Source organism: Nitrosospira briensis (assembly GCF_900115125.1).
In the GTDB taxonomy this organism is placed as follows: Bacteria; Pseudomonadota; Gammaproteobacteria; order Burkholderiales; family Nitrosomonadaceae; genus Nitrosospira; species Nitrosospira briensis_A.
The window spans coordinates 525,331-551,947 of record NZ_FOVJ01000001.1; the positions used below are offsets into that span (position 1 = coordinate 525,331).

At 55.8% G+C, this 26,617-nt stretch carries 19 protein-coding genes and 1 tRNA gene; 4 read left to right on the forward strand and 16 right to left on the reverse strand.

Annotated features, from left to right (window positions below; genetic code table 11):
* Positions 1-2: 2 nt before the first annotated feature.
* Both BMZ14_RS02415 and BMZ14_RS02420 read left to right on the forward strand, forming a co-directional pair.
* Complete coding sequence (locus BMZ14_RS02415) at positions 3-1,307, forward strand: c-type cytochrome (RefSeq protein ID WP_256208415.1); 1,305 nt, start codon at positions 3-5, stop codon at positions 1,305-1,307.
* 206 nt (positions 1,308-1,513) lie between these two features.
* Complete coding sequence (locus tag BMZ14_RS02420; RefSeq protein ID WP_256208330.1) at positions 1,514-1,957, forward strand: KGG domain-containing protein; 444 nt, start codon at positions 1,514-1,516, stop codon at positions 1,955-1,957.
* Positions 1,958-2,000: 43 nt separating this feature from the next.
* Here the strand turns inward: BMZ14_RS02420 and BMZ14_RS02425 are convergent, their stop codons facing one another.
* From BMZ14_RS02425 to BMZ14_RS02475, 11 genes are all read right to left on the reverse strand, one after another.
* On the reverse strand, positions 2,001-2,864 hold the full coding sequence (locus BMZ14_RS02425) for a DUF72 domain-containing protein (protein ID WP_074794196.1): 864 nt from the start codon (positions 2,862-2,864) through the stop codon (positions 2,001-2,003).
* Between the two features lies 1 nt (position 2,865).
* Positions 2,866-3,210, reverse strand: a complete 345-nt coding sequence (locus BMZ14_RS02430; RefSeq protein ID WP_074794199.1) for a cupin domain-containing protein — start codon at positions 3,208-3,210, stop codon at positions 2,866-2,868.
* 144 nt (positions 3,211-3,354) lie between these two features.
* The gene (locus tag BMZ14_RS02435) at positions 3,355-3,984 is read right to left on the reverse strand and encodes a UdgX family uracil-DNA binding protein (RefSeq protein ID WP_074794202.1); all 630 of its coding nucleotides are present in this window, start codon (positions 3,982-3,984) and stop codon (positions 3,355-3,357) included.
* A gap of 154 nt (positions 3,985-4,138) precedes the next feature.
* Positions 4,139-4,810 carry a beta-ketoacyl-[acyl-carrier-protein] synthase family protein gene (locus BMZ14_RS02440; RefSeq protein WP_143071861.1) on the reverse strand — a complete coding sequence of 224 codons (672 nt, stop codon included), beginning with the start codon at positions 4,808-4,810 and terminating at the stop codon, positions 4,139-4,141.
* The gene (locus BMZ14_RS02445) at positions 4,798-5,955 is read right to left on the reverse strand and encodes a beta-ketoacyl-[acyl-carrier-protein] synthase family protein (RefSeq protein WP_074794208.1); all 1,158 of its coding nucleotides are present in this window, start codon (positions 5,953-5,955) and stop codon (positions 4,798-4,800) included. The genes BMZ14_RS02440 and BMZ14_RS02445 overlap by 13 nt, the downstream gene beginning before the upstream one ends.
* Positions 5,952-6,221: an acyl carrier protein gene (locus BMZ14_RS02450; RefSeq protein ID WP_074794211.1), complete on the reverse strand. Its 270-nt coding sequence runs from the start codon at positions 6,219-6,221 to the stop codon at positions 5,952-5,954. Before BMZ14_RS02450 ends, BMZ14_RS02445 begins: the two co-directional genes overlap by 4 nt.
* Positions 6,218-7,138, reverse strand: a complete 921-nt coding sequence (locus tag BMZ14_RS02455; RefSeq protein WP_074794213.1) for a C25 family cysteine peptidase — start codon at positions 7,136-7,138, stop codon at positions 6,218-6,220. The genes BMZ14_RS02450 and BMZ14_RS02455 overlap by 4 nt, the downstream gene beginning before the upstream one ends.
* Positions 7,131-10,316 (reverse strand): phage tail protein, encoded by a 3,186-nt coding sequence (locus BMZ14_RS02460; RefSeq protein ID WP_074794215.1) that lies wholly within the window; start codon positions 10,314-10,316, stop codon positions 7,131-7,133. The genes BMZ14_RS02455 and BMZ14_RS02460 overlap by 8 nt, the downstream gene beginning before the upstream one ends.
* A 302-nt stretch (positions 10,317-10,618) precedes the next feature.
* Positions 10,619-12,328: a hybrid sensor histidine kinase/response regulator gene (locus tag BMZ14_RS02465; RefSeq protein ID WP_074794218.1), complete on the reverse strand. Its 1,710-nt coding sequence runs from the start codon at positions 12,326-12,328 to the stop codon at positions 10,619-10,621.
* Between the two features lie 51 nt (positions 12,329-12,379).
* On the reverse strand, positions 12,380-12,793 hold the full coding sequence (locus tag BMZ14_RS02470) for a response regulator (protein WP_074794222.1): 414 nt from the start codon (positions 12,791-12,793) through the stop codon (positions 12,380-12,382).
* A gap of 15 nt (positions 12,794-12,808) precedes the next feature.
* Positions 12,809-14,698 (reverse strand): Tar ligand binding domain-containing protein, encoded by a 1,890-nt coding sequence (locus BMZ14_RS02475; RefSeq protein ID WP_256208332.1) that lies wholly within the window; start codon positions 14,696-14,698, stop codon positions 12,809-12,811.
* A 418-nt stretch (positions 14,699-15,116) separates the two neighbouring features.
* Here BMZ14_RS02475 and BMZ14_RS02480 point away from each other — a divergent pair, with 418 nt between their 5' ends.
* Positions 15,117-15,707 carry a CHRD domain-containing protein gene (locus BMZ14_RS02480; RefSeq protein WP_074794225.1) on the forward strand — a complete coding sequence of 197 codons (591 nt, stop codon included), beginning with the start codon at positions 15,117-15,119 and terminating at the stop codon, positions 15,705-15,707.
* A gap of 277 nt (positions 15,708-15,984) precedes the next feature.
* A tRNA-Leu gene (locus BMZ14_RS02485) sits at positions 15,985-16,073 on the forward strand.
* 44 nt (positions 16,074-16,117) lie between these two features.
* On the opposite strand, the gene BMZ14_RS02490 is transcribed toward BMZ14_RS02485, so the two are convergent.
* Genes BMZ14_RS02490 through BMZ14_RS02510 form a run of 5 tightly spaced genes read right to left on the reverse strand, consistent with a single transcriptional unit; the run spans position 16,118 to position 26,454 of the window.
* Positions 16,118-17,611, reverse strand: coding sequence for a DUF6519 domain-containing protein (locus BMZ14_RS02490; protein ID WP_074794228.1), 1,494 nt, complete (start codon positions 17,609-17,611; stop codon positions 16,118-16,120).
* A gap of 9 nt (positions 17,612-17,620) precedes the next feature.
* The gene (locus tag BMZ14_RS02495) at positions 17,621-19,924 is read right to left on the reverse strand and encodes a hypothetical protein (protein ID WP_074794231.1); all 2,304 of its coding nucleotides are present in this window, start codon (positions 19,922-19,924) and stop codon (positions 17,621-17,623) included.
* Positions 19,921-23,205 (reverse strand): putative baseplate assembly protein, encoded by a 3,285-nt coding sequence (locus tag BMZ14_RS02500; RefSeq protein WP_074794234.1) that lies wholly within the window; start codon positions 23,203-23,205, stop codon positions 19,921-19,923. Before BMZ14_RS02500 ends, BMZ14_RS02495 begins: the two co-directional genes overlap by 4 nt.
* Entirely contained in the window at positions 23,202-26,096 is a 2,895-nt protein-coding gene (locus tag BMZ14_RS02505) for a putative baseplate assembly protein (protein ID WP_074794237.1), read from the reverse strand. The genes BMZ14_RS02500 and BMZ14_RS02505 overlap by 4 nt, the downstream gene beginning before the upstream one ends.
* Positions 26,086-26,454: a GPW/gp25 family protein gene (locus tag BMZ14_RS02510; RefSeq protein WP_074794240.1), complete on the reverse strand. Its 369-nt coding sequence runs from the start codon at positions 26,452-26,454 to the stop codon at positions 26,086-26,088. Before BMZ14_RS02510 ends, BMZ14_RS02505 begins: the two co-directional genes overlap by 11 nt.
* Positions 26,455-26,617 lie beyond the last annotated feature (163 nt).

Consider the following 26,617-nt stretch of genomic DNA (forward strand, 5'->3'; position numbering starts at 1 on the left):
GCGTGAAACACATAGCCATCGCAACTGTCTTTGCCATATTCGCCGGTCTCGGCGTGCTCCTTGCACCACTGGGCCCACAGGTGATCAGCGCAGAACAGATGCCGGCAAAGACGGGGGATGCGGAGACATCGCAGGCACAGCAAACCCAGCAGACGCGGCAAATGCGGGGAGCCTATCTCGCGCAGGCAGGCAATTGCAGGGGATGCCATACGGCACAAGGGGGCTTGCCTTATTCCGGCGGGCATATCCTTGCTACGTCTATCGGCATATTTGTTACGCCAAATATCACGCTCGATCAGGAGACCGGTATTGGGCTCTGGGATGAAGAGGACTTCTGGCGGGCAATGCATCACGGCAAATCCCGTGACGGCAGTCCTTTATACCCCGCATTTCCGTATACCGATTACACTAAGGTGACCCGTGAGGATACTGATGCTATTTTCGCTTACCTGAAGTCCTTGCCCCCTGTCGAGCAACGTAATCCCCCACACCAGATCAATTTTCCTTTTAACTTCCGCCCGCTCCTGTACCTCTGGCGCGCCCTTTATTTTACAGACGGTGTTTATCAGCCTGACGCTGTAAAGAGCGATGAATGGAATCGCGGCGCATACCTCGTGCAGGGACTCGGACACTGCAATGCCTGCCACACTACCCGCAATCCGCTCGGCGCAAGCCAGGGGGATAGTCTGGGAGGGGGGCAAATCATGGGCTCGAACTGGTACGCGCCCTCCCTGACCTCTCTTCAGGAGGCTAGTACCGTTGACTGGGCACTCAACGATATTGTCCAAATACTAACGACAGGCCTTTCATCTCGCGCAGTCGCGACAGGTCCGATGGCGGATGTGGTCAGCCAAAGCCTTCAGCACCTGACTGCGGGTGACGCGCATGCAATGGCCGTTTACCTGAAGTCATTACCCGAGAGCGCGCCGTATTCACGGGGGATTGCGCCGGAGCTTACTCAGGAAGTCGACGGGCTGCTCCAGAAAGGAAGCGAAATTTATGAGATTTATTGTCAAGATTGCCACGGGGAGTTGGGGCAGGGCGCACCTGGTGTTTATCCGCCGCTGGCGGGCAACCGCGGCATAACCCTGGCTTCTCCGATTAACGCGATACGCAGCATTCTTCATGGAGGCTATGCGCCGGTTACTGCAGCCAATCCACGTCCATATGGCATGCCGCCATTTGCGCAAGTCTTGCGCGATGAAGAGATCGCGCTGGTTTTATCCTATATCCGTAACGCATGGGGCAACCGTGGCAGCCTCGTGACGGCGGTTCAAGTTGATAGGAGCCGGAAGGGCGTGCAATAAAACGTGGGTCAAGCATGAGCAGAACGTACTCCAGCTTTTTCTCCTATGTATGCTTCCGAACGGAGCAACGTACTTTTCCTCTCTATGATCATCGTCCATCTCTGATTTTATCTTTAATAGCGGAGACAAGAACCCAAAGACATGAATGGCTGACCGATCAATCGCCTGTCAGAGGGAGATTTTCAAAGTGTTCGATAAGGAGATTCATGATGGCTTCAGATAGAGAAAAAAAAGGTGATGACCGGAGCAGTGGGGGCAAGCGTGGCTTTGCTTCAATGGATCAGGACAAGCAGCGTGAAATAGCCAGTAAAGGGGGCAAAGCAGCCCACGAGAAGGGCACGGCGCACGAATTTGATTCAGAAGAAGCTCGTGAAGCTGGCAGCAAGGGTGGCAAGGCCGCTCATGAAAAAGGCACTGCACACGAGTTTGATTCGGACGAAGCGCGCCGTGCCGGCAGCAAAGGTGGAAAGGCCGCTCATGAGAAAGGCACTGCTCACCAGTTTGATTCCGAAGAGGCTCGGGAAGCTGGTCGAAAGGGAGGAGAATCTCGTGGAAGTGGCTCGTCTGATGACAAATCCTCGCATTCAAGCAAAGGTGGAACATCAGGCCAGCATGCCAAGGCGGGCAGCCAAAGCCATAAACATAAATAGCGGTTCAGCATGACGGCGAGCCGGCTGCCCGGCTCGTTATCATTCATAGCTTTGCCACCAGGGCCTGGGCATCGAACGGCGCCTTCACTTTCACATCGTTATCAAAGTAGCAATAGACGTCGCGCGGCCGGTGCGACAGCTTGGACTGCGCCGAGATGAGATGTGCGTCGGCCGGTTGGAAACCCGCGCGCCAAGCCTGAATTCTTGATGCCCAGCGCGTCAATGCTTCGTCGGTATAGCCGCTCGCATAAATTTCCTTGTCGCCATGAAGACGGAGATAGAGAAAATCCGCTGTGACGTCTTCCCGGTAAGGCCATTTACCTGCCGTGTCCGCGACGACCAAGGCAATGTTATGGTCGCGCAGCAGTTGCACGAAAGATTCATCAATGAAACTTTCATGCCGTATCTCGATCGCGTGGCGCAGTGTACGTATCGCATCGATAGCCAGCCGCGCACGGCCCGTCATGCGGCCCTCCCGGCGACGAGCAAGACTCAGCGCCTGTTGGGTGTCATGCGGCAAAAGCTCGAAGAAACCCGCCATCAATTCACGGTCATAGCGAAAACTTGGAGGAAATTGCCAGAGGATAGGGCCGAGTTTTTCCCGCAGGTTGAACAAGCCCGAGGCAAAGAAATTAGCAAGTGGGCCGTCAATCTCACGCAAGCGCCGTACATGGGTTATGTAGCGTGCTCCTTTTATGCTGAAAATGAACCCCGGTGGCGTATCGTCATACCAGTGCTGAAAACTCTCCGGTTTCTGGAGAGAGTAAAACGTTCCATTTATCTCTATTGTCGATAATGCCCTGGAAGCATACTCAAGCTCACGGTTCTGCGGAAGGCCCGCAGGGTAGAAGACTCCACGCCAGGGGGGATACCGCCAGCCGGAGATGCCGACAAAGGCCGCGCTCACCCTATCCGCTCCGCCCGGGAGGCAGTTCTTCTCCATCCCCGGTATACGCCGGGGGCACATAAAAATTGAGCGTGCGGAGAGGGCAATCGCCGGTGTTGCGTATTTCATGCTGGTCACCACGCTCGATGAGCATGAGCGACCCCTCGCCAAGCCGGTAGCGCTCGCCGTTCACCGTCGCAATACCGGTTCCCGATAACACGTACAACCACTGGTCAGCGCCGCGATGGCGATTTTCCGCGCCTCCTTCCGCGTCGCCTGGCGGTAAGACCATTTCCGCTGCTTGGGAGGCCTGATTTCCGAGGACCACGTGAAATCCATTTTCAAACCGCAGGTTCTTCCGTTTCATTTTACGTCCCCTGCCTTTAGAAAAAATTGGACAACGGAAAAACAGCGCGGTTTCGAGATGAAGGAGCGGGTTGATGGCAACAGCAGGATCGGTAGGCTCAGCTGTGGAGGCTGAATCTGCCGAGTTGAGAGCCTCGCGATACGATCAGCGCAGAAAAGGTTTCGCGAGCTTGAGATCATCTACAAAGCGCTCATATTCATCATCCTTGTCTCGCCCGGGCATGCGCAGCAAGAATGAGGGATGGATTGTTATCAGTAGCGATATACCGGTCGCATAGTCACGCAGTTTGCCCCTGTTAATGGTAATCGGCGTTGCCCGGCCCAGCAGGGAGCGCGCGGCGGTTGCGCCCAGCGCGACCACCAGACGGGGAGTAAGCAATTCGATTTCACGCTTTAGCCAGTCGTAACACGCAATGATTTCGGAATCGACAGGTTTCTTGTGCATACGACGCTTGCCCCGGGCTTCAAACTTGAAGTGCTTGACGGCGTTGGTGACGTAAACGTCTTCTCGCGGGATATCGACCGCCGCCAGTGCCCGCTCGAGAAGTTGCCCGGCGGGTCCTACGAATGGGCGGCCAGTTATGTCTTCCCGGTCCCCAGGCTGTTCGCCGACCAGCATGATAGGCGCGTGGGATGGACCTTCACCAAATACTGTTTGTGTTGCGTTCTGCCACAAGGGGCAGGCCCGGCAAGCGGCAGCCGCTTTACGCAGGGCTTCTATCGAGTTTCCTGCCTGCTCCGCAGGATGTGAAGCGTCATCGGTATAAGTTTTCATGGTTTCGCCGGTATGGCTAAAATCTCATAAGCTTTCCAAAAAGGAAAAACATGTCTGGTCTAAACAGTTTAGTTGCTGGGCGGGAGATCGCCAGTAATGGAGCAGGACGTGATGGAAGGCTCGTCATCACCCATGCAATCGCCGTAGCTGATCCTCAGCCAATGCCGCGCCCTTTCGGGCGTTCTAGTCGAAAGCTCCGCTGTCCATCGCTGATGAGTCCTGCGGTGGCGCCTCCATCATCGAGTTGACGCAGTAGACGAACAAATGTCTCGACGGACTCGGGCAGCGGCGGAGGGGCCGGTGCAGGGGAGACAGAGGCTGGCATGACCGTAATCAATACCGGACTCGGAGGATCGCTCACGTCGTGCCGCTGCAGGCGGAATGCGAACAAGTGGCCAGTTTCACCTTGTAGTTCGGCAAACTGCGGCACCACTACCACGGCCATATCAGCACAGTCGAGCGCAAACTGGCCAGCTGCTGCTTCGATCGCCCCCATCATTGCATCTCCCGCGCCCAGCAATGTGAAGTTGGGTCCCGTCACGCCAAAATGGCGCGCAATGGCGCCGCAGGGCGCGTTGGCCAGGCACCACGGAAACAGTTCGGGGCTGGCTAGCGCGGGACCAACCTGGGCTGCATCAGCCCAGAACTTGACCGAGGTGGCCGCACCGGCATTTGATGACGCCACTATAAGGCAGGTGCGATGTCGCGGTACGCCGGAGTCGAATAATGGCACCAGGCGAGGGGTAATCGAAGCAATGAGTTCGCGCTCCAGACCCCAGTCCAGCATGGATAGATGGTGCATGTCGAGATATATCATCCCTCCCATGCGCGAAGCAGTAGCGCAGAATTGAGCCCGCCGAAGGCGAAAGCATTGTTCATCACCCAGCGCAGGCGGCTTGGCCGGGGTTCAGGGGTACAGGCGATACCGCCCTCTATTTCCGGTTGTTCATGCCCCGGAGTCGGAGGCACTGTCTGTGTCAACAGTCCTTGAACGCACAGCGCAAGCTCAATCGCGGAGGCTGCGCCCAACGCATGCCCAAGTGCACCCTTGCTACCGCTTACGGGCGGCAGGCCGGCGCTGAACAACTCATGCAGAGCCTTGGCCTCAGCTGCGTCCGAGGCCCGCGTGCCAGTCCCGTGGGCGTTTACCCAGTCAATCTGTGCCGGCGTGATGCCAGCTATTGTGAGCGCCGCCTGCATCGCGGCCCGCATACCGGTCCCCTGCGGTTGCGGTGCGGTAGGATGGAACGCGTCGCAGGACAGGCCAAGGGAAACCACTTCTGCCAGGGGTTCGATGCCGCGCTGCAAGGCATCGTCCGCGCGCTCCAGAACGAACATCGCAGCGCCTTCGCCTAGTATCATTCCGTTGCGGCGCACATCAAAAGGGCGACAGGCATCCGATGCCATTGCCCGCGCCCGGCTGAAGCCCACCATGGATAACCGCGAGAAAGGTTCAACCCCGCCTGCAAGGGCCACTGGAACCTGGCCGCTGCGCAAGGCAGCAAAAGCCGTACCTACCGCGTAATTACCTGCCGCGCAGGCAGTGGCCAATGACTGCTGTGGCCCGGTAAGACCAAAATGGGCACGCACGCCATCGGTGAACGAAGGCGCCATATAATCGGCAAGGTTTATCGCATCGTCCGACGGCGTCCGCTCGAACGCTTCGCTCTCGCCGAGGGTGCTACCGATGTACACCCCAGTCCGCGCCGGGGGTAGCGGCAAGCCTGCATGGCCCAAGGATTGTCTGGCAGCGGCAAGCGCAAGCGAGCGTCCCCGCCGCAGGGGTTCGGCCGTAAAAGATTCTATTCGGCAGGCACGCGTGCAACGATAGCCGTCTGCGGCAAGGTCTGGCCATTCGCGTAACGCAGACTCTCCAGCCAGCAGGCGCTGCCACAATTCCGACGGCGAATCGCCCAATGGCGTCATAACGCCCATGCCGGTTATCACCACCCGAACGGCGGGCTCGCTCATATCGATACTCTGGCGAAGATATAACGTACGGTGGCTTCAAGCGAGACAAACTCTGGTAGATCCTGATCGGGGATGATCAGAGCGTAGCGCCGCTCGATACGTGCCACCAGTTCGACGAGATCCAGTGAATCCAGCAGCAGATCGGTTCGAAAGTTGGCCTGAACCGGTAGAGTCGGGGGTAGCGTTGGCCGGATCGCCCGTAATTCGGAGCGCAGGAACGAGAGTACTTGGTCGTCATTCATTCGCGCGGTGGTGGGTTCGCTCATGGGTAGACAGGCACCGCAGCCGCACGGGCGACCGCAAGGCATTCGCTCGCCAGCGGAGCGAGTGGATCGCCTATAAGCCGGTACGATTCCCATGCGCGTGCTACGGGCGGCGCGCCACGCACAATCAGCTCTCCGATCGTCTGGGCGCCGGTACGAAGGGCATCGCACAGGCCGAGAGCCCACCGTGTGTTATCCGTATGTAGAGTATCGCTGAACGCGCCAAAACTGGCTGCCGCCACCCCCCGCAAGGGCACGGCCTCCGCAAAGGACAGGCTGGTGCGTTGACGGCTGGCGGTGCGGCAGCACAACGAAATCAATGCACCGAGAGGCTCACCGGCCCAAGCGTCAAAATGATGCCTACGGGTTCCATGGTAACCAACCCAGCCGACTGGCCGGCCGTGGCCCACATATAGTCCTAGCCCGAGGCCGCTGCCGAGAGCCTGCACCATATCTTCCCGCCCAATCACGTCAGCCGTCCAGCGCAAGGTGGGCATCTGGTCGCAGAGCAGGGTTTCAATTCTGTCAGTTACACGCAGGTAGCGTGGGTGCCATTGGCCCAGCAGGGCCACTGCAACCTGCTGGGCAGGACGCCGATGCACCCTCGCAGCCGTAGCCGCAAAGCGCCGGTTTTCATCCGGGGTGCGCAGTGGTAACCAGGCAACCGGCACACGCCGGCCGTTCCTGTCCTCCACAAACGGACCCGGAAGTACGGTTGAAGGGGCGCGCCGGCTGGACCCCGCAATTAACACAGCCTCAGCCGATCCCAACTTGTTCAAAAGGCAACGCGCATCAGGGGGAGGCCCGACATGGCAAGCAATCGTGACACGTACATGGCGCGCGCGCCACGCCTGAACCAACTCATTGAAGTAGGGTAGTTGCTGGGAGGGTATGGAAAAAATCAGGTGCTGTTCAGGCAACTTGCGGATTCGACTGGACGAACGTGGCAAATTTCTGCCACGGGGCATACTGTGTTTCGGTCTGGCTCAGCAGCACGCGGCGGGTGAAGTAATGCATCATGATTTGTCCCTGCTGTTCTGGGGTAAAGTCCATGAAGTCGGCCGCCGGGTCTTCGAGCACGTCAGCGGCACCTTCACCGGTCATGAAGCCGGCGCCATTGCTGTTCTCGGCGTTGCCGGCATAATCGGCATTTGGAACGCTGATGGCGGGATCGCCAGTGTTGTAGCCATAATTATAGGCGGCCTCCTGGCCAAGCGTGACCTGGCTGAAGACTGCATGTCCCATGTAGATCGGGCCCACATTCTGGTTTTGCCATACATGCGTCATTTCGTGGATGAACTGATATCGCTTTATCGGTCCTTCGTCGGCATCGAAATTTATCAGGTTGCCGGTTACGAAAGCACGTGACTCCGGATTGCCGGTGAAAAAATCCTGGATGCCGAAAATGATGTCATTCGTCGGCGTGTCCGTGGCAATAAAGACATTGTCGAGATCCACCGAATCCGCGAATACCAGTTGCGCATCAGCGCGCTCTGGTTCGGTAAGGTGACGGAAGCCGTTCAGAAGGTTCATCAGCAGGAATACGACAGTATCGAGCAATCCCACCGCCACCTCAAGCACGGCCAGCAGCATGGCCTTGGCTTGCTCGCCGATGGCGATCATGGTGCGTACAAATTCATCGATGAATTCCTCGCCGGCTTGCCTGAAAGCGTCGAATACCTGATTCAGCGTCTGTCCTAACTGGCGCGCGGCACGCATGAGATTTTCCATCGCCTGGTCAGGATGCTTCACAGTTTCCACAACCAGTTCAACAAGAGTGGCGCCAGCCTCCAGTGCGCCTCTTACCACTTCCAGCGTGATCTCGAACGCCTTGCCCGCCGTCCATACTACCAGTCGGGCTAACTCGAAACCTGCACGTAATGCGCCAGTGATGAATTTGGCAATGCCGGGAATGAAGTCGGTTGCCAGATAGTTGAGAGCATAGTCAATGGAATTACCTATCCGTTCCCACATCCCTCCCAGTATGTCGAGCGCGTCCTCGCCACGGGCGATGGCCCAGTCGATAATCTCTGTAACCGCAGCGCCCACGTCTTCGCACAGTTGCACAATCCGTTCCATTACTGCCTGCGCCTGGGTGGACGCCCAATCAAGCAGTTCAGTAATGCTCTTTTTCACGAAGCGTATTGCGAGGACCGCTTCACGCCACAGGGCCGAGGCCAGCGCCTCCCCCCGCTCGAGCAACCACCCCAAGATGTCGCCTACGGGACCAAGCGCCTGCAACACTGCGTTGATGATTTTACGGAACACAAAATAACTGGCTGTAACAACGGCTTCAAGAATGTCGACGACCTTGGCGCCCACTTCCAGCGCGGCTTCAACCAGCCGGGCTGCCACTTTATAAGTAAACGCGACCATTTGCCCGGTAAATTCAACGATAGTCTTGCCCAGGGCGAACGCGGCCTTGACCACTTCTTTCAGCAGGTTCATTGCCAGGCTCAAGGTTTCCTTGAGCAGGTTCAGAAGGGATTTGCCCAGCGCGAAGAATGCTTGCACCACTTTCCGGATGGCCGTCAGCGCGTGGGTGGCAAGTGTCTCGACAATATCGACCAGCAGTTTGCCTACCTCGAGCAGGCCTTGCAGTACCTTGGTTACAGCGTCTGCGGCCGCGGTGGCGATGAACTTGGTGAATTCTATCAGCGCTTGGCCCGCCTTGACTGCTGCGCGCACAATCTCGGTGATCAGATCGAGCCCGGCATTGACAGCATCGCTGATAATGCTGGCCAGACTCCGACCCAGAGACAGGAGTGCCGAAATAACCGAATCGAATATCGCCCAGGGGCGGGTGACGAGCGTGGCCAAAATTTCGCCCACTGCCTTGCCCAGTTCGATAAAAGCCTTTACGAAACCCTCCACCAGTGTGACGCCGAACTCCACCGCTTGCTGAAGGATATTGCCAATCGTTTTGCCTATTGCCAGGAGCGCTTCAGCACCTCTCTTGATAATGTCGAACGTCTTGCTGGCCATCCAGGACAGTAATTCGCCAAGTTGACGGCCGAGGTTGTCAATTGCCTTGAGCACGGTGATGAGTGCATCCTTGGCAAGGTTAAACGCGGCGTCGAGCACGTTGAACAATCCCTGTCCGATTGCCTCCAATCCTGCGATTATCTTTTTGACAAGTTCGTAGCCAGTCTCGAGTGCCGCCTGAAGGAGATCAAGTACGGTCTGGCCAGCCGTGATCAGTGCCTTGAGCAGGTTGGCAATGTCGTTGGCAACCCAGTTCGCCACATCTGCCAGTGCCTGGCCCAGCGTTTTAACCGCCGACACGACCGCATCGACGACCGAGTTAATTGCGCTGACAATCTCGTCGGCGATATCCTCGAAAAAATCGACCACGGCAGCATCGGTGTCAGGAGGGGAGGGCGGGCGGCCGTGCTGCATGCGCGTGATATCGGCGCCGGCGTCACGAAGCCAGTACAGTACTTCGCGCAGTGAACCCTTATCGACCGATTTATCAGGTTTGAGTACGAAGTCGTGCATCAGGACCCTTCCTTGTGCACGAGGCAACTGACCGATGGCGTGCACGACACCGCGCGCCTGACCTGCGCGCTTGTAACCTTCGATCAAGGTTTTTCGTTCTACGCCTGTCATTGCCGCGGCTTGCTGAAACAACTCCCGGTGCTGCAGGGGATCGCTGATCGATTCCGCATACGCTTCAGCCAGCCAGGCACCCATGCTGCGATCACGTTTGCATATCGCCTGGAAAGCGGGGGCAAGCTCCACCGAGGTATGCGGTATCTTGCTGATTGCCGCGTTAAGCGCAGACTTATTGGATAAGGATACGTGATCCAGTGCGCGCAGGAGCCGATTCCAGCCGGGGGACTGGAGAACTGCTCGGCGTGAATGAGGCGGAGCCGCGCGAGCGGAGTCGCGGGCGTTTGCCCGACGCGGTTTTGTACCGGTTTTTAGATGAGGCTTAGCCGTTTGAGATGGCTCAGCCTCTTTTTTAGGGGGGGAAGCGGTTTTGGTTCTTCGACGGGACGGGGGGGATGCCTCTGCGGACTCTTCTTCGGTGGGTTCCTGGTCTTTTGTACTGCGCTTGGGTTCAGCTTTGCCACGAGGAGTCTTCGGGGTAGCCATGGCGCGAGATTATCCTTATACCGATGGATTTACGAAAAGGCAGCGTGTTTTCGGCGAAGCTATCACACCTCAAGGCTTGGCGCAAGCGCTAATTTCGTGCGGTATTTGCTGAATAGCCAGGGCACAGTCGGGACTTATTGCAGCGCTTTTTTAATTCGGCATGGCTGATAATTGCCCCTGAAGGGACATTATGTCCATTTAACGATAACCATCAGATCAAGTTGCGTGCCATAAGCGAGTTTCTCTCTTGCCTTTGTGGGCCCATATCGAGCTTCCCGGGTTGATTGAGTTACGTTGCAGGCCTAACCTTCAGTGCCGAATTCTTCGTTTTTACTTCCTGCCGTTCGAAGTTCGGGGGCAGCATCCGACATCAGTTCGAACCAGAACACGCTGCCTACGCCAACCGTGCTTTCCACGCCGATTTCGCCTCCCATCAGTTCGATCAGTTGCTTTGTCACCACCAGGCCAATACCTGTGCCTTCTACCGAGCCGGCTTCCTGGCCAAGCCGATTGAATTGCTGAAAAAGCTGCGTCAGTTTTTCCGGGGGCAATCCTGTTCCTGTATCCCTGACACTGACCCGGATACGCTCAGGTGCAATCATGTCACAGGTGACTTCAACAGTACCGCCCTCGCGGTTGTATTTGATTGCGTTTGACAGAAGATTGATCAGGACCTGTTTCACCCGCGTTCGATCGGCTTTAACAAAGAAATGCATGTCCGCCGGGGGAAAGATCAGTTGAATGCCATGCTCCTGAGCTTGCGGTTCGACCATCGTCCGGGATTCGACCATGACCTCACCCAGGCACATAGGTTCCTGCGACACGATGAGCTTGCCCGATTCGATGGTGGCGAGATCAAGGATTTTATTGATCAATTCCAGTAGATACCACCCTGCAGCATTAATCTCCTTGAGCATGGTCATTTGCGTGAATGTGGGCGGCGGCGTGCTCGACTCCATCAACTGGGAAAAACCAAGCATGACATTGAGAGGGGAGCGCAATTCGTGGCTCATGCTGGAAAGGAATTCCGATTTCGCAAAATTGGCCTTTTCCGCGTCCGTCTTGGCTTTGGTGAGTTCTGTTTCAATCAGCTTGCGTTCAGCAATATCGCGGCGCAATTCCGCGTTTACCCTCGCTAGCTCATCTGTGCGCTTTGCCACCAGTTCCTCCAGGCGATAGCGGTGTTCCCGCAATTCCGCTTCCGCCTGCTTGCTTTCGGTAATGTCGACCAGGATACCCTGAAGGAACAGTGAACGCCCCGACTCGTCGTGTACCACGCTCGCTTCATCGCGAAACCATAAAACTGTTCCACCATGGGAAAGCAGCCGGTATTCACAACGCAAGGGGGCTCCGGTTGCGCGACTCTTTGCGCGTTCCTCAAGTGTGCGCTGCCGGTCGTCTGGGTGAGTCCGGGCAAGGAGGACGTCGGGATCGTTCAGCCATTGCTCCGGAGGAAACCCGAGCATTTCGATTCGGGAGCTGACGTAAAGGAAGCGGTTGGTGCCATCCAGTGCAGCGATATAAACGATGGCCGGAATTGTCTCGACCAACGAGCGATATTTAGCCTCTGCCTGGGCCAGCTTATCTTCCGCGAGTTTCTTTTCCGTCAACATGCGGCGTTCGCTCAGCACGCGCTGGATAACGGCGGGCAGCAGTTCAAGGTACTGATGCTCTACATCCTTGATCAGGTAATCCCTGGCGCCACGCTTCATCGCCTCTACCGCGATTGTGGCGTTGTCTGTGCCTGTGAGCATCATCACGGGTATGGAAACCGCACCGGTATCATCTGTCAACGCAGCCAGGAACTCCAGCCCATTGAGGTCCGGCAAGTGATAGTCGAGCAGAACACAATCCGGTTGCTGCTCATGAGCGAGTTGTAACCCCTCCTGTCCGGATTCCGCTTCGGAAAGCAGGAATTCGTAGTCCAGGTTCCGCGCCAGGGCGCGACGGCACGCCATGCGATCCACAGCATCGTCTTCGACAAGGAGTACGCGAATCAGTGGTTTGGACATAGGAGAACCAGAGGTGACAGGAGTCCCGGAGAGCGTCCCGCTAGAATCTTGTTACGGCATTTCACTGATGGTCCAGTATGCGTCGATGGAGCGCATGACTTCAACGAATTGCCGGTAATCAACCGGTTTGGCCATATACCCAGCAACGCCCATATTAAAACTGTTTACCTTGTCCTGCTGTTCCTCAGACGTGGTCAACACCACTACCGGGATACGCTTCAGCTGGCCATCATTCTTCACTACGTGCAGGAATTCGATACCATTCATGATGGGCATGTTCAGATCAAGCAAGATAATGCAGGGCTTTTCACTTGCTGGTTCCCGAAGATAATTTACCGCTTCCTCGCCGTTTTCCAGATGCACGAGGGGATTCGTTACATGGATCTCCTTGAGGGCACGTATGACCGTCATGGTATCCACTTTATCGTCTTCCACAAGGAGAATGGGTTTGTTGGTAATTTTCACGTTTTCTGTTTTCCTTTAATTCGAGTTGCGATTTGCTATAGCTTGAGGGAGGGTGAAGAAGAATGTGCTGCCTTCACCCACCGCGGATTCGATCCAGATGTGGCCCCCATACATTTCCACAATTTTTTTTACCAGAGCCAGACCCACACCGGTGCTTTCTATTCGATCCCGGGGGGCGAGCGTCTGAAATAGCTGAAAGATCTTTTCGAAATGGCGGGATTCAATACCCGGCCCATTATCGGTAACGCTAAACTTCCACTGCTCGCCCTGAGCGCTGCACGCAATACGAATCTCGCTCAGGGGTTTATCCATGTATTTGATGGCGTTGGAAAGCAGGTTTTGAAATATCTGTTGGATGCGAGTTGGTTCTATGACGACGGTCGGCAGGGCATTTTCAACCGTAATGGTAACATTAGGCGGAGGATCGAGGAGGTCAATCACGTCTTGCACCATCTCTCCCACATCTACTGCCACTGGTGTTTCCCTGACCCGCCCTACGCGCGAATATTGCAGAATGCCATCGATCAAGTTCCCCATACGGTGCACCCTGCTGACAAGAAGGCGCATATGTTCTTTGCCTTCTTCATCGAACTTGTCGGCGTAGTCCGTCGAAAGCCAATCCGCCAGCGCACCAATCGCGCGCAGCGGTGCCTTTAGATCGTGAGATACGACATAGGCGAAACTCCTCAACTCCTCGTTGGCGCTTTCCAGGTCCGACATCAGGCTTGCTTTCAGTTCCTCTGCATGCTTACGTTCACTGATGTCGCGCAGAATGACGACAAACATGCGTTGTTCCTCGCCGTGCATCTCGACCACCGCAAGATCCAGAGGGAATAATGCGCCGCTCTTGCGCAGCCCCACGGCTTCAGTAACCACTCCGAGCCCTTTGGATCCTTCTATTTCCAGATATTTTCCGAAATAGTCGACGCGGCGGCCTTGCTCTTGCTCCAGTTCCGGGAACAGCTGGCCGATATTTTGCCCGATAATTTCACTCTCAGGGTAACCAAAAATTCGCTTGGCCGCGGGATTAACCGTTTTGATCGCACCTTGTTCATTCACTGAGACGACACCGTCAATCAAATTACTCAGCAGAGCCTGGGTATGTGCTTCGCTGGCGCGAACCTGAGCGATCGTGTCCACCAGGCTATCCCGCATTTCCTTCAAGCCTTGCATGAGTTGACCGATTTCATCGTTCGAGAAAACTTCGATTTCCTGCCTTAAATTACCAGCGGCAACGCTGCGCGAAATGCTCACCAAGTCCTCCAGCGGCCGGAAAACGGCGCGAATGAACATACGGCTGAACAATGCAGCCAGAACAAGTGCAATTATTATCGAGGCGACGAGAATGTTGCGAATGTTCTTGTAGCGTTGTTGTTCCTGATCATATTTTCTTCTGGCTTCGTCTACTTGCAGCAAAACAAGTGCGTCAATGGTCTCGCCGACCGGTATATACAGGGGACGAATTTTTTCGACGAGAATACGGTTCGCCTCCCCGATTTTATTTGCGCGTAAAGCGGCAACTGCCGGGACGAGACCTTCGGTGACATATGTCCGATGGTCTTCGGCGAATTTTGCTGCAAGTTTTTGTTCCACCGGGGTCAGGTGCGTCTCTTTATACGCTTGCCAGGTCTCCCTTATTTCCGCCGTATTCTTTTCGACCTGCGTTGTTTTTTTATCGATGGTATCCGCCGTGGGCAGAACCAGCGCCGACGTGACCGCGAGGCGGTTTTTCAATAGGAGAGACTCGATATACCCCACCTGGCTGAGCGGAATGGCTCGATCGTGATATACGCTCCGCAAGCCCTCAATCGCATTGCTCATCCCGAACAGCCCGATTATTCCCATTCCGAGCAGGAATGCTACCAGGAAGGACAGGGTAAAGATCAAGCGCGATTTGATGGTCAAGTTTTTAAATATATGGACCTGCATCATTCAGATGGAAAAACCTTTTATTTGTTGTGCTCATCAGAGGTTGTAAATATACCTGCATGAGCCGAAAGTGAAAAACATCTTTTCATTAATCTGTTGTGGTCTTCTGTTCGGACTGGTTCCGGAGCGGGGCGCGGACACATCTATTATTTTGGGATGCTGAATTAACCGCAGCTCCAGTACGTCGTTTATCGAAAGCTGAACCGTACAGAAGTGTAACTCTTCTGTAACCTTCATAAGCAGCCATATGGTCTATTGAAAAACCGGTTTCGATGTGTACTATGATTAATCGGGAATCATCGTATTCCTGACCCAACTACTCGTTCATGTCCACTAATTATTCGCGTCTCCGTAACGCGTGGCGGTCCAATTACCTTAAAGGAGGATAATAGCCATGAAACTCAACATATTAGTTGCAGGATGTCTATTTACGGCTGCAGTAGCCATGCCAGCCGCCGCTGAAACGATAATTTATACAGCCGAGCTCAACGGTTTGAGCGAGGAGCCTTCGAATATGTCTCCCGCTCTCGGTACGGCGACAGTTACCATCGATACGGAACTGCGTACCATGCGCGTTGAGGAGAGCTTTAGCGGCCTCTTGGCAGAGACCACAGCTTCGCACATTCATTGCTGTACGTCTGTCCCAAATACCGGGCTCGCGGGTGTCGCAACCCCAATGCCAGCGTTTCCCGGATTCCCGTTGGGTGTGACGGCCGGCAGCCACGATCAAACCCTCGACATGAACGTTGATTCAAGCTACAACCCGCCATTTCTTGCAGCCAATGGAGGATCGGCTGTGAATGCATTCAATACACTGGTGGCGGGACTGGACAGCGGAACCGCGTACGCAAATATCCATACCAGCGAGTTCCCTGGGGGCGAGATTCGGGGCTTCCTTGCTCCCATACCGGAACCTGAAAGCTACGCGATGTTGCTTGGCGGTCTTGGCCTGTTAAGCGTGATGGTCCGTCGCCGCCGTGTGTGATCCAGGAGTTGTGTTACCAGATGGGGGCCGATCGGCCCCCTTTTTTTGCGTTGGGAAGCGTAATTCCATATACCTGAATGAATTTTGATTGGCTCCGCCGGACGTATGGCAAGCGCACCTGCTTCTTGTGTCGTCCCTCCTTCCTTTACCTAGCTCTTGTGTCCGTCGATTCGGCCAGCCTGGACCAGGATGAGGAAGAGTTACCGTGAACATCGGGTAGCTGAACATATATCCGGTTTTCCTTACTTCGGGTTACAATTAACCGTTCAGATCAATTGCCCGGATGGTGAAATTGGTAGACACAAGGGACTTAAAATCCCTCGGGCTTAATCGCCCATGCCGGTTCGATTCCGGCTCCGGGCACCAAAAATCACAAGGTTTAAATATAGCGCTGCCCGTTATAGCCGCTGCTAACCCATGCCTGTTTGACCGATAGGTCGCCGGCAATCCTGCGGCTCGATGTCCGGCTTTATCAGACATAATGGCGCGTAGTAGTGCCGTGGCCCCACAGGACCAACAGCGGCAGGGATAGGTTTTTGATTCTCGTCTCGTATCAGTTCGCCTTTCGCGTTCACTTCATCGGGCCATTCCACATCACCCGTCACAACTCTAGTAGGGATGAGCCAATAATCCCCCACTCGATAATCTCCCTTCCGTGAAAACCAGATCTGTATTCCATCTTCGAGATCAATCCAACCGTTTTTTGCCTCTGCTTCACCTTTCAACATGAGAGCCCCGTTTATGCAGCCCTCACCGCTGTGATCCCACCGTCGGAGGAAAGGATGCAGGTTTTTTCCCCGCTCCGGTTCGGAATTACAGGGAAGAGCCGTATCGGCGGCCACCGATAGCGTCACGGTCAGATCCACGCCATTAATTGCTTTAACCTTGATGAGCGGACCGGCTTGCGCACTCATGGCAATTCGCTCGTCCATATACTCGACCCAATCTCCAGGCTTGAGGCCCAGGGATCGGTCGAGGCCCAAGTGCTCCAGCGTTACGGTCTGCTCCAGCCTTCCGGTCGTTTCGTGGATTTCGACTACTGGAAAGGTAACGGAACCGTTCTCCCTCGACCATTTGAATGTCGCGAATGTAGCGAGAGAATCACCGCCGGGGTCGTGGGCGCTACCGCCACAGTGTATCTCGACGCGATACAACTGATTCTCCGCTCCGCGGTAGCGCGACCGGGGCGAGACGGCGCATAGCTGATCAGCTGTAGTGTCACGGTCCCCGGTACGAGCGCGCAACCTGCCTGTACCCAGTGGGGGAAGATTAAAGTTTTTAAGTGGCTCTTCTGACGGCGAATCGCTACTTGGCCAGAAGGAGCTACCGCTGAACAACACTTTCACTTGCCATACTACTTGACTGCGGCTGCAGGTGTCAGGTCCGCCCAGCGCCACCTCACGAATATCCGCGTCCTCGACGTGCGTGATATGCCGCTCCCATACGTCAAGATAAAACAACAGTCCTTCGTTGCAATTCCGTATAACATCGAGCTCCGGCTGGTTTTCGGCAGGTAGCGCCAACTGCTCGCTGTAAAGGATGGCCTGGTCATTCTCCACGAGAATGCCTTCGACATAATAACGGCCGGGGCCGATTACGATATCGCCGCGATCGCGAACCGCGGTATTCAACTCTTCCTTCCGATTTTGTTCTGTTGGAAAGTTATTGATTGTATCGCTACATTTAGCTGCTTTGTTTGTGATAATCTCGAAACCACGTTCACCAGGATCCGCAGGCCCTGCATGCGCCCCCAAAATATCCTTTGCCAGCGTGCGCAGGTAATGCAGGAGAATGGCATTCTGTTCATTCCAGTCAGCGTCTAGTTGAACGCGGCCTTGCTGCATCAGCACCCGGCTAAAGTGCTTGCTGGGATCGAATGTGTCGCGTGAAAAATCGCCCTTCATTTTTTTCTCCTAGTTTTCAAGCAAAATGCCGGCTTCCATGCCAGCAGGCGTATATTCATCAAGCCGGGCGCGCAGGTTTGCAGTTCTTTGCGGACTAAACAGATCGTGGAATACACCCATCTCTGATTCATCCTCCGCTCCGGCTGAAATCTCTTCCGCGCAATCTGGCGCAAGCTGGCAGTAGGCGGACATGCCGTAGTGGATGCTTCCAAAACGGGGGCGCACACGCTCAGATTCGCGTTGCCTGGCTTTCTCCTTCTCGTCGGCTGCGAGGGTTGGTTCGAGATCATTCAGCGCGGCGACGACGTGGTCTGGTTGACAGTGATACCTTTGTGGCGTGCGCGAATCGGGGGTAACGTAGCAAAAGCGCATGCATCCGGTCTGGCGGCGGCCAACCCGAACCAGGCTCATGAAGATCGAGTTCTCTCCCAGCATGATCGCATGCGTATTGACCGCGCCAATCACGGTGCTACGGACGATCGACAATCGTGCAAAAGCCAGCGGCAGGCATGGCGCCCCGATTGCCACAAGCGCTTCACTTGTTGCATCAACAATGCTGTCGCTAATCGAGATGTCGACCGGGTCGGTCTGCACTTCATTGGCGGATACATAAATCGAGCCGATAATGCTTGCCTCGACGATAATTTTTGCCCGCGTCTGGAATAGCTCCAGGCTGGGCTCGTTTGGCCGCTTTGGCTCGCAGCCGGATTCAAGCTCCCACCCCGGAATAAGGGTTGAGTGGCGAATGATCACATCGCAGAGGTCACCTTCCGCGGCGCGTTCGCGATCCGAACAATCAGGGCCGTTGACCTGCAGGCCTCGCCCGGCCACCATCAATCCATCGAGCTTGAAACGGCTGGCCTTTTTGCCTGAGATCGCAAAGGCGTCGGGCCGGTCGGTTGCGTTGTCGATCAACCGGATTATCGGGCGGGTCCGATTGGCTGCCCTTAACTGCAAGCTTTCCCCTGCTTCCAATTCAATCGTTAGCGACTCGCTATATACCGAGCTATCCTCGATCTGGATTACCGCAGCGCGCAACTCTTCCTTTGCCTGCCGCCACAACTCTTTCTCTTCCGTCAAATCCGGTTCAGGACCCAGCGCCGTCTGATCCGTTCGCCATCTTACAAGTGCCGCATTAATAGTCTCCGATGTGTCTGGCCCGGGCTTGTCTTTCGTCACCCGGTAAAGCGCGAAGCTGGCAGGCTGAGACAAAACTCGCGGATACTCTCCGCCACCCATATCGGCGCTGAAGGCATAGTGATAGGTAACCCACACGCCGTGCTTCGGTAACTGCTTATCTGGAAAGACAATACGCCCCAACACCGGGTCCACTGCCACTCGCTGCCGTGGAGCCCGATAATGCCAGTCTGTAAGATCGGCAGGAATAACAAGATTTGCTGGAATCGGTTGGGGCGCTCCCTTGGCGGGCCAGCCCGGCGCGTAGATGGCTATGCTTTTTTGAGCGCCGTAATAGGTTGCCGAAGCCTTTGCCCTTAATGGCCGCAAACCTAGCCGCTCTTCCAACGCCCTTCGGCGAATCGCCGTGGGAAGATTGACCTCGTCAGCAATGTGAGTCGGATCCCCTTGAGGCTCAGGCCTGGTATAGAGGGGGCTGTCATTCCCCAGCACACTGAACGTGAAATACTGTGCTCCCTGGTTCTCCACGCAATAGGCTGGCGCGTGCGTCACCGAATATGACCTGAGGCGCCACACAAATACTCCAACGGTGGGGATATTGTGGCGTCCGGACGAGTGCCGGGATTGAATGCGCCGTACATCCACCGTGTGCGCCAGCTGTTCGAACGGCGTATTAACGAGGTCAAGGGCATGGCCATCGCGCAAGTCAGCCGTTCGCCCACGGTCGCGCCGCTGGTGGTCCAGGTGCTGAGTCCAGCCCAGCAAAGTGTAGAACTCTACCGCCCGGGCCGGCCACCCCGTCACGTTATTTGCAAGCAGTTCGAGCAAGGCAAGCGTGCCTTTACGCCGGCGCGAGCCCAGGGTGGCGGCAACGTCCCGCCGCGGAACTAAAACCTTGTTCAGGCTCCGCGTTGCTTCCGCAGATGATTTCGTGCCCGCGTTTGAAACGTCCTGCACAGCTCGATAGCCGATCAAATCGCCGATGTAGGGAACGACCCAGTCATCGCACGTTTCGATAAACCAGTTATCATAAAGCCGCGCAATATCCTTCTCGATCACATCGGCCTGTTCGCCGATAACCCGAAGCAGCGCACGTAGTGGATAGCCCCTTTCGGCGTCGCGTACCCGATGCACGGCGGGCAGCAATTCGTACAACCTGTCTGGCGATTCGTTCATGTCTTGATTTCCTGCAAAATCAAGGTATCCGGCACTTCCGGCGCCAGGTAGGCGAGCTGGTTCGCTTCGATCGGTATGCGGTGCAGAAGCTTGGGCATGACAGGCTTGGCAGCTTCCTCCCGCTGCCCCGCGGGCGCCGAAACAGAGAATCCTGCCAGAAGCTCTGTTTCAGAAATCTTGTCAAATACATCAACGTCGACGTAAATCACGCCCCGAACATTCTGGATCACCCTGACGGCTTCGGCCAGCAACAAATCTTCGCCTAGCTCCAGCTTCTCGAAGCCGAACGCTTCGAGCATTGCGGTTCTTATTTTCGGTTCGAGAATCTCCCATAAATGGTCCGGATGAATCCTTACGTTCGCGCTTATTACCAAAGCCAGCCGCTCGCGCACCTTGAGCTGAATCGGCATATGCGGGTCCCCATGGCGGTGCAGGGCTGCGTTCAGATTGCGGTAGAGGTCAGAACTCTCGTCGATGGGTATGTCTTCCGCTCCGGCAATGGTTACCTGTACAAAGTGCTGGCGCCCGCCAGTCGAGCGGATAGCGGCAGCCTTGCCGATCCCGGCAAAGGTACGGGTGAAATCGGCGTAATCCGATGTCGAAACGAGACGGTCCAGCGCAAGCAAAGCAAGCGGCACATTTTTGCGCGCTTGATCCCGGCTTTCCTTATCCGCTCCACCAGAGGCGCGGATAGGGTTGATGACCGCTTTCACGCCCAGCGGACGAGTTGCGAGCAAACTGATCTGGCTAGCCCGTACGTTTCCGGGTTTGCCAATGCCACTGCGATAAACCGCCCTGATGTTCTCCTGGCCCGTAGGCAACCGCGCGCCACGCTCGCCGTTGCCGAATGTAATTGTCGTTTTCTCGTCGTCATTTTGAAAGGTAATGAACTTCCGGTCACGCTCCCCCAGCGCGGATAGATTCCCGGCCTCGTGCCATTCGATATCGTTCACGCGTGCTTCCAGCGTGCTCGCGATACCGGAGACAGTAGGAGCCGAAACATAAGTAAGCGGGAATTGCTTCAGCTCGAATGACTGAAATGCCTTCGACGCATCCCCGCTTCCCAGTACCTCCCTCCGCGTCTCACCATGCGTCGCTTTCACTACATTAGCATATATCGTGACCGTTTCCCGCTTGTAACAATACGCGAGTTTTTTGTCGAACTTGATGAAGGTGTGGAGCTTGTCGCCGGGTAATGGCTTCTCTTTATTTTTGTTATCACCGTGGTCCATGCCCACAATTTGGGTTGTTGTTTGAGTTTTTTGTACTACTTCTGCCAGCATCACTAGCTCGCTTGCCGTTATGCCACTCGTCCCAGCAAGGTCCGTTCGCTCACCTGAAACGATCATCCATCGGCCGGGCTCGAGACCATCGTAAACCCCATCCAATTCGACCTCATCGCCACAAATTTCGTATTGAGCGGGTTCCTCCGCTAGAGCCAACTCTTCGCTCTGGCAATACACCGTAGTGGTGCGCACGAGCTTGAAATCATCCTTTTCCGGGCACGGAAGTGCTTCTAGGGAAGACTGTTCGAGAGGCGCAGCTCTTTCTCTTTTTGCGTCCCACCACTTCTCGGCGAATGTTAGTCTGGTTGTTTTGGCCGTTAACCCGTACTCTCCACGAGAGATAGCTACTGCGTGCGTAATGTTTTTCACAATTGGAACATATTCACCCTCCGCCTCGCAGTTTTGCTTTTGACGTTGGATCACGGCATAACTCCCTGACAGAACTTGCTCATAGACTGTATCCAAATAAGCTATATTTGCTTTTTCGTCGTTTGCGAGCGCCCATTCGCACCACTCGTTTTGCGGTCTCAAATTGCCGGCGTGGGGATTAAACGTCCCTGGTCCCTTTTCCTGTTCCTCTTCGGTGTAATACGGCTCATATCGAGGTTCTTTTGGCGCATTGTGCCCAAACAATGACGCCGCCTTGCGCAGCGCGTAGACTTTAATTCCCGGCTTTTCTGTTACCTCGGCATTGCCCAAGGCTGGATATAACGTAGAGTTCAAACGCGGCGAAAGTGTCGATATCAGCTTTGGAAAGATTTCCGCTTGTGCGGAAAACGTGCTTTTCACTGGGCGCGCCAGTTCCTTTGCATTTGCAGGCGGAATCGAAGGCGGCGCTTTTAGTTGACCCAGAAATAATTCTATGTTTTCCTGGCCAGGTGCTGGCTTGACGGCGGTTGTTGCCTCTACTCGGCTTGGGCGTTTAATCGCATCATTGCCAAGCACGTTCAGTGCACCGGCGAGCAGGGCAGTTACATGGTTGACCCAGGAAATAATTTGTTCCTCGGTCTCACCGTTTTTCATTTTTTCTCGTACGTTCTTCACCCCTTGCTCCCATAGCGATAGCTTGGGGTACAGATATCGCAAATATTCTGTCAATTCTTGAGTCGTGGCGCGGGCATTCAACCGATCAGTCAATTCTTGCCCGATCCTGTTCCTTATTTTCAGTGCATTGTATGCTTCGGGTAGATCGTGGCCTCTTGAGTCACAAGTTTTCGCTAACTCTTCGATTATCTGACGGGCAGGGTCACCACCGTTCCATGAGCGGAAAAACACCTGGGTGCGGTCCGCCTTACTGTCAGGCTTGATTTCGTAAACGCGAAACGGGAGGGGATCGGCTCCATCAATCCCAAAATCCATCAGCAATACATCGTTGGGCTTCAGATTGGTCGATATGCCTTTCAAGTACACTGAACCGCCGGGCTGCTGGATAGATCGAGGTTGCAGGATAGATCGAGGTGTCTGCGGCTGTGTCATCCGTGGTTTCAACGCATTCCATTCATGACGCGCCATAAGGGGCTCCGAAGTCTCGAAAGCCTGCATTTGTTCGCCGGGCGCGGGAATACTATTGACCTTTGCACCTCTGGGTATCTCGACCGGCAGCATGTCCTTTTCAATCGTATAGGCCAGGTATACGCTTGCTGCAACGCCGGGCCGGGAGCGGTAACCGACCAATCGAGCCTGTTCGAGTATCGAACGCCGCTCTGTGGCAGTGCGCAGGTAGCCCTCGTTGGCGATACGCTCCTGGTAAAAAGTCAGCACATCGGCCACAGTGGCCCACGCGTCGAGCAGCGCCATGGCGGGATCGCTCCTTTCCCGCGTTTTCAGGGCCGCGAGCTCAGGGAAATCCAGGCTCGACAATCGCGCACGCATGGTTTCGAAAAAAGTGCCGTGAGTCCCTGCGCGATATCGCAACTTGCTCAACCCCGGCCGGTTGTCCGCGGGGAGCGGGGTGAGAACGTCGGGGCCTTCACAGCAATCGCAGGGCTGTTTCATTTCCCACCTCTCAATGTCAATTCCAGTCTGCCGTTCTCCGGAAAGCTCAGGTCGTTATCCAGCTGCGCAATCTCCATCGGGCCAAGCGCCAGCACGCCGGTTTCAAGCGCATTCCTGCCGGTAATGCCAAGCCGCTGCAATTCCATTACCCTGACAGTTTCCACGCCTTCCACTGACTTGGCGATAGCGATCAGTTGCGAGAGGTGGACGCCTCCGCCGAAACTCAGGTTATCGGGGTGAAAAAATCCCTGCCTCCCCTCGCCAATCTTTACTCCGCCCGTACTGCTGAAAACCCTGAGGAGCTCGCGCTTTACCTGACTCCGCGCATATTGCGGCAGCACGCAGACTTCCATCGCGAGACGGAGCGGAACCAGGTGGGCGGGCGTAACGGCAAGATCATGGCCCATACGGCGGTAACGGTAGAGATATTCTGTTATCTCCGCGAGTAATGGACTGCCGGCTTCGTCCATCGCCTCCTCCTTGTATAGGGGATCAACCGCCACGCGCGCCTCATACCAACTGCCTGCCCAGCGCAACTCCGCCATCGCGTTCTGAACATTTGAATTTCGCGCGGCCAATGTTGCGTAATCTTCGGCGGTGATGGCGCGTTCGAGTCCTGTGCGAAACGCATGTGGCGCAAACAGCTTCACCTCCGCCGCCGGTTCAGGTGCAGTCCCGCCGAAGGCAGGCAACGGATTGCGGGGGAGAATCAAGTCTGCGCTCAACGTGCTTTCGCGCAGCACCAGATAGTTGATGGTATCCCGCCCCACGTTTCCGGCGGGGCCGTTGCCTACCCGATACTCCGCCATGAAACGTACCCCTGCAGCCGGGACCCGGCCCAGATCGCCATCGCCGAAGCGCAGGCGCGCGCGCCCATCATCATCTGTCTCGGCAACAAAGTGCCGATCTTCAGCAGCGCTATCGAGAAGGTCATATTCGGGTAGCCAGACAGAACCAGCAGCGGAAGCCTCATCTTCCACAAACTCCGGCAGACGAAGGCGGGGCAGGGCGCGTCGCGGATCCTGCGCCAACAATGCAGAAGCGGGAGCGACCGGCGGCAACGGCTCGCCAAAGGTGAGCGGCGCATGTTTCAGTGCCGGATTAAATCGGGCAGCCATCATGGTGCTCTCTGTTACGCTGCCCTCGCACGCACACTCATGAATAATCGTCTTTGTTTCCACCGGCCCCACCGGCTCGTCGACATGGCGGCCATGATCGACGAGGACGACATTGCCTCGCGCCACACTCATGTTACCGATGCGCCGGCAATCAGGTGCGGGCATCCGCGCGGAGAGGCAGAGAGAGAAGGGCAGGGCATCCTCAAATGCCCACTCGATCTCCAGTACGAGCTTGTCGAGCAAGCCGTCTATTGACGGTGTGACCTTTGTCAGCCGAACGGCATGACGACGGGAAGGATCCGCATCGGCGGGGTTATTCGTAGTGGGTCCGAGCACCTCTTCGAAAATCAGCACGTCGCCCGGCTGGAGATTGAGTATTCGCTGAGGTGCCGGTTTTTTAGCTGGGCTTGCGTCCTGAGCGCGTGGGGGGTTGCCGGCGCCGGCATCTCCCGAGGGTTCGATGGGTTTGTAGGCGGCTGTCTCCTTGTCAGATTCGGCCTCCTTCTCTTTATAGGCTCCGGGTCGCTGGTCGGAGTGAGATTTTGATTGCTCGTAGGATTCCGCAGGCTCGGGTGGCTCAGCCTTGGCATAGCCTCCAACCCGCGTTTCAGCCCCGGTTTCCCCTGTTTCGGGTATCCTGTCGCCAGTGGTCTCTGGCTCCCTCTCGAGGAATGATTCCTCTCCTGGCTGCGGCTCGCTGGTTGCTTGCGCTTCATCCAGCAATGTGGCGCGGATCGTGCCCTTGGGCAAACAACATTCGTTGTCACCCCAGGTATAGAAATACATCTCGCTGTGTGCGGCGCGGAAGTTGAGTTCCTCATCAGGTACTGAAGTCAGCGGCTCAAATACTTCGTACAAATTACCCGGCACACGATTCAAGTACTCCTGATTGACTACGTTGCCACTAGTCGTTCTGATATCCCGAAAGCCGGTAATAAAGTAAAAATCTTTCGCGCGCAGGGGTGGAAGATTGGCAGCTGTCCACACAGTAACCCAGGAACGGGCATTATTCCCCTCGTGCATGCGGTAGTCCACCAGCCGGGCGTGGCGGCGCACTGAAATGCGCTGCCTTGCGGTATCAAGATATGCCTCGGTCGCTACCGCATCCTGGTAATAGCTGAGGTAATCCGCCACGTATGCGAGCAACTCGACCAGCGTAATGCCGATGTCGGGGATGTGGCGCTCCCGCCAATCCGGCATGGTGAGGGCAAGACGATCCAGGATCAGCTGGCGAAAGCTTGCGTAGTCCTTTGCAAGATAATTGATCTCGGGAGCGAGAAATGTTTCAGGTGGGCAGGCGGGATCTGTCTTGCAGTCGAGATCACTCGGACAATCGACTTTAAAGCTGAACTCGAGGCAAGCATAGCGCGGATCAAAACCCTGCAAGGAGCGGGGGCTGTTGCTCGCCCCTTTTTCCTCTTCTTGCTGGTATCGGCCTTCCTCCGTTTCCGCCGATTCGTCCTCCACGAGGCACAAGCGGTAGGTGGAAAAGTCGCCAGGCCTGTCAAGGGTAATGTAAAGGCAATCGTCGAGCTCCTCATCATGCGCGCGATCAATCCTCACAGCAAGGCACTTTATGCCGCGGATGCGATTGCCGCCTTCGATCCGCACGTTCTTCGCTGTTATATTTTCAGGCACCGTGCCAAAAAAATGCACGCATAGAGAACGCTGGTCCGCCGACACCTCAAGAAAATCCATGCCGTTCCAGTCGGAATTGCCGAACAGCTTGTTGCGGCGCTCTTCGACCCGGCAGATCAGATCGTTACCGTTCACCTGGCACCCCCCGCGTGAAGGTCTCGTTACGGATTTCGCCCGTGCGCCGCAGGATATAGATGATCTCCACCGTGAGCGAAGAGTCACGGCTGGTGACTTCGAGTTTGCGCACCTCGATGAGATCCCCCAGCCAACGCTGCAGGCCGGCCTGTATCGTGAACTGCAAGGCAGTTGCCAATTCCGGACTATTAGGTTCAAACACCATCCCCAGCAACCCGCTCCCAAAATCCGGGCGGTTGACGCGCTCTCCAGGACTTGTGAAGATAAACTGCTCGATCATATCGCGAATGTGATCCGCGTCATGTGTAGCAGCGGTACGGCCACGGCTGTCGAAATGGAAGGGAAAATCAATTTGCATTGTTTCTCTTGCTCCTCTTCTACAACTTGCGAGCTTGAAGTTCCGTTTTACTTCTTTGCAACCTGACGGTTGGGTATCACGACCGTCTCCGGGTTGGGTTTTCCGTTTATCCCGATGTCTCCCAGGGCTCCTGATGGCTATTTGATGGGTTTCGGCTTTCAGC

Coding starts and splice junctions, on each gene's coding strand:
- BMZ14_RS02420 (WP_256208330.1), top strand. CDS start 1,514: ATGATGGCTTCAGATAGAGAAAAAAAAGGTGATGACCGGAGCAGTGGG.
- BMZ14_RS02430 (WP_074794199.1), bottom strand. CDS start 3,210: ATGAAACGGAAGAACCTGCGGTTTGAAAATGGATTTCACGTGGTCCTC.
- BMZ14_RS02435 (WP_074794202.1), bottom strand. CDS start 3,984: ATGAAAACTTATACCGATGACGCTTCACATCCTGCGGAGCAGGCAGGA.
- BMZ14_RS02440 (WP_143071861.1), bottom strand. CDS start 4,810: ATGGGAGGGATGATATATCTCGACATGCACCATCTATCCATGCTGGAC.
- BMZ14_RS02445 (WP_074794208.1), bottom strand. CDS start 5,955: ATGAGCGAGCCCGCCGTTCGGGTGGTGATAACCGGCATGGGCGTTATG.
- BMZ14_RS02450 (WP_074794211.1), bottom strand. CDS start 6,221: ATGAGCGAACCCACCACCGCGCGAATGAATGACGACCAAGTACTCTCG.
- BMZ14_RS02460 (WP_074794215.1), bottom strand. CDS start 10,316: ATGGCTACCCCGAAGACTCCTCGTGGCAAAGCTGAACCCAAGCGCAGT.
- BMZ14_RS02465 (WP_074794218.1), bottom strand. CDS start 12,328: ATGTCCAAACCACTGATTCGCGTACTCCTTGTCGAAGACGATGCTGTG.
- BMZ14_RS02480 (WP_074794225.1), top strand. CDS start 15,117: ATGAAACTCAACATATTAGTTGCAGGATGTCTATTTACGGCTGCAGTA.
- BMZ14_RS02490 (WP_074794228.1), bottom strand. CDS start 17,611: ATGAAGGGCGATTTTTCACGCGACACATTCGATCCCAGCAAGCACTTT.
- BMZ14_RS02495 (WP_074794231.1), bottom strand. CDS start 19,924: ATGAACGAATCGCCAGACAGGTTGTACGAATTGCTGCCCGCCGTGCAT.
- BMZ14_RS02500 (WP_074794234.1), bottom strand. CDS start 23,205: ATGAAACAGCCCTGCGATTGCTGTGAAGGCCCCGACGTTCTCACCCCG.
- BMZ14_RS02510 (WP_074794240.1), bottom strand. CDS start 26,454: ATGCAAATTGATTTTCCCTTCCATTTCGACAGCCGTGGCCGTACCGCT.